Annotated in this window: 4 protein-coding genes and 1 pseudogene; 3 read left to right on the forward strand and 2 right to left on the reverse strand. The window is 43.7% G+C overall.

What is annotated here, in order from left to right; all coding sequences use genetic code 11:
* A pseudogene (locus tag AB685_RS28775) lies at positions 1-130 on the reverse strand (YabP/YqfC family sporulation protein); the annotation flags it as partial.
* Here AB685_RS28775 and AB685_RS28780 point away from each other — a divergent pair.
* The 3 genes from AB685_RS28780 to AB685_RS28790 all read left to right on the forward strand — a co-directional run bounded on the left by AB685_RS28780 (position 102) and on the right by AB685_RS28790 (position 1,920).
* Positions 102-599, forward strand: a complete 498-nt coding sequence (locus AB685_RS28780) for a S8 family serine peptidase (RefSeq protein WP_053073997.1) — start codon at positions 102-104, stop codon at positions 597-599. The pseudogene AB685_RS28775 and the gene AB685_RS28780 sit on opposite strands and share 29 nt — an antisense overlap.
* A gap of 117 nt (positions 600-716) precedes the next feature.
* Positions 717-914, forward strand: a complete 198-nt coding sequence (locus AB685_RS28785) for a PLDc N-terminal domain-containing protein (protein WP_047974034.1) — start codon at positions 717-719, stop codon at positions 912-914.
* Between the two features lie 67 nt (positions 915-981).
* Complete coding sequence (locus tag AB685_RS28790) at positions 982-1,920, forward strand: agmatinase family protein (RefSeq protein ID WP_047974035.1); 939 nt, start codon at positions 982-984, stop codon at positions 1,918-1,920.
* Between the two features lie 41 nt (positions 1,921-1,961).
* Here AB685_RS28790 and AB685_RS28795 read toward each other — a convergent pair whose 3' ends face one another.
* Positions 1,962-3,374, reverse strand: a complete 1,413-nt coding sequence (locus AB685_RS28795; protein WP_082153817.1) for a sigma 54-interacting transcriptional regulator — start codon at positions 3,372-3,374, stop codon at positions 1,962-1,964.
* Positions 3,375-3,380 lie beyond the last annotated feature (6 nt).

Genomic DNA, 3,380 nt, shown 5'->3' on the forward strand with positions numbered 1-3,380 from the left:
TATAAATGATTTCCATGATCTTTCCTTTGATCGAGACGACGCCCTTTTCCACATCAAGGTTTTTCATCTGGAGATTTTGTCCTCTTACAGATAGAAAACCCATGACAGTTTCCAGCAAAAACTCTTCATTTAATCCTTATGCAAAAGCACCGTGGGTCATCTCAGTAGGAGCTGGGGAGAAGGACGGCAGCTTGGCTGATTTCTCTTCAAGAGGAACGAAAGATGTTGGTGGTACATTTGAAATAGACGGGGAACAGTGGGAATGGAAGGATGAACCTACCGTCGTTGCACCGGGTGTCGATATCATCTCCACACGAGTCCTCTCGCCACTATCGGTCATTTCCGCTCCTAAGGATCTTCAATTAATTGAACCAACCTATCTTCCGTTCTATACCACGATGAGTGGAACGTCGATGGCAACACCTCATGTAGCGGGGATTGTAGCCTTACTGCTTGAGGCCAATCCAGCGCTCACACCAAGTGAAGTAAAAGACATACTACAAGAAACAGCTACAGACATGCCTGGGTATGAATCATGGGAAGTTGGCGCAGGTTATGTCAATGCCTATGATGCGGTGGAGGCAGCCTTCAATCAATAATAATAATCGTAGATGCTGACCCTGTGATCATGGGGTCAGCATTTTTTATTTTTCAATAGGTGAAACGATTCTCTCTTTTTTACGTAAACTAATACTGTAGAAGAGGAGGAATCATCCATGGAACTATTCATATGGCCCATCGTTTTCTTTTTATTGATCTTTGGTGGGTTTATTTTAAATGTCATCACAAGTATCTGGTGTTATCGTGACTCGGTACGCAGTGGAAATAGTAAGGAATACAGTCTGCTTATCCTTGTGGCGACGCTCTTTTTCCCGGTTGTTGGCTTTATAGTGTATTTATTTATCCGGAAATAATCAGGGTTACTCCTAACCAAAATAGGGTATATAAAGAGGGTGACTATTGAAGCGAGGAGTGGGTTGGATGAGTGAGAACATTTATGGAAATACGCCGCCTTTCTTAGGGGCAATTAATGGAACAACCGAATCAACGGAGGATTCAGATGTCCTGATCTATGGTGTGCCATGGGAAGGGGCTGTAACATGGGGAGATTACACCGGCTGCGAGCTTGGGCCGAAAGTGATGCGCCTGTGCTCAGGTCGTTACAGCGGTTACTTGCCAGAGCTTGATCATATTGATGTGTTTGAACATTTAAAGCTCGCTGATATGGGAGATGTCGATGTTGTTCCAGCTGATGTAATCGAGACGATGAACCGAATTGAGTCATTTGCAGGGAAGATGTGGGAATCAGGTAAATTTCCGCTCGCCCTTGGTGGTGACCACGGGATTACCTATCCGATCGTTAAAGCGTTAACCGAACGAACAGAAGGAAAGGTCGGCATTCTTCATCTTGATGCCCATTATGATAATATGCCGCATCAAGACGGTGATAAATACGCACGCTCCACTCCATTTGCGAGAATGTATGAGCTAGATGGTGTTCGAAATGAGAGCCTTATTCATGCCGGAATTCACGGCCCGCGTAACAAGCCAGAGACTGGCAAGTTTGCCCGTGAAGCTGGTGCGAAAACGGTGACGATCAATGACATCCGTGAAGCGAAAGACATCCGTAAGCTAGCAGCTGATCTGTACGATCAAGCGAGTGAAGACGTCGATGTTGTTTATCTTTCGGTTTGTAGTGATGTTCTCGATTTTGCCTTTAATCCAGGTGGACCTGTAGATGGAAATGGCTTAACATCGTATGAGCTTCTAACCTTAATTTATGAATTCACAAAGCGTGGCATTGTCGGTATGGACTTTGTCGAAGTCTACCCACAGCAAGATCCAAACAATGTCTCCAGTCACTTTGCGTCAATGATTGCGCTGTATGCATTAGCCGGTGTTGTTGAGAATCGTAAATAAGCATGAAAAAAGCATTCTTCTCGTTCGTGAGAAGAATGCTTTTATGTCGTTTTTAAACCAAGTCGATCTTTGTATTTCTTCATTTTGTACATCACAGATGGTTGGCTGATCCCCAAATGTTCTGCCATTTCATACGTCGTTTTGCATTGCTGAAAGGCTCTAGCGATCATCTGGATCTCGACTTCTTCTACTGTTTCTTTCAACGTTTTCTTTTCTTCTATATTCGCATCAAAGCTTAGTGGATATTCGACCGCATCCGTCCTGTTTTTCTGTAGCTCGATCGGCAGGTGTTCAGGTCGGATAACTAGATCCTCAATCGTTAAGATGAGGCGTTCGAGTAAATTTTCCATCTCGCGCACATTCCCGGGCCATTCATAATGAACCAACAAGTCGTACGTTGTCGAGTGGAGCTTTTTCTCTACGTTGTATTTGTCGTTGATCAATTGTAAGTAATGCTGCAGGAGGATTGGGATATCGTCTGGTCTCTCGACTAAAGGTGGGATTCGGATTGGAATCACATTCAAGCGGTAGTAGAGATCGAAGCGAAATGTCCCCGTGTCTACCATCTTTTTTAACGGTTGATTCGTGGCCGTAATGAGTCTGAAATTAAYGTGACGTTCTTTCTTTCCCCCGACCCTCATCATTTTCTTCTCCTGCAGCACCTTCAGTAATTTCACTTGAATTGACAGTGGCAATTCGCCAATCTCGTCTAAAAATAACGTCCCTTGATCCGCTTGTTCGATCAATCCTTGCTTGCCGGATTTATGTGCGCCTGTAAAGGAACCTGGTTCATAGCCGAACATTTCCGATTCAAATAACGTCTCAGGAATTGTACTACAGTTCACTTCAATAAATGGTTCTTTATGACGTTCGCTTTGATCGTGAATATAGCGAGCAAGGGTGCTTTTTCCGACACCGGATTCACCTAAAAATAAGATGCTGGCGTCCGTTTTGGCGACACGTTGAATCGTTGTAAAAATATGCTGCATCGTTGAACTGCGAAATAAAATCGGATGGTGACTCGCTTCTTTTTCACGTAGCTCTTCCACCTCCGTTTGGTAACCAGCCATTTTCGATTGCAGTTGTTCGTACTGTTTTTGAAGGTTCACAATTTCCGTTTGATCCTGACTATAACTGACGACTCTCACTAAACGCCCTTCTTTATTTAAAATAGGAAACCCTGTCGACATCACAACTTTTCCGGAAGTTGTATGTTGGAGAATTTGAACCTCTTTTTTCTCCTTTAATACAAGGGCATTAATTGATGGTGAAAGAACGCCGCTTTCTTCTAACTCATAAACAGACTTCCCAATGTACCCATCAGCCTTGAGTCCATACATCGTCCAATGAGTAGGGTTGGAGTAGACGATGATGCCATGCTCGTCGGTGATCGTGATGTTGTTATTGGATGTTTCAATAATTTTAGCAAGCATTAATTCCAATTCTTCTCCCAATCGGAG

Source organism: Bacillus sp. LL01 (assembly GCF_001037965.1).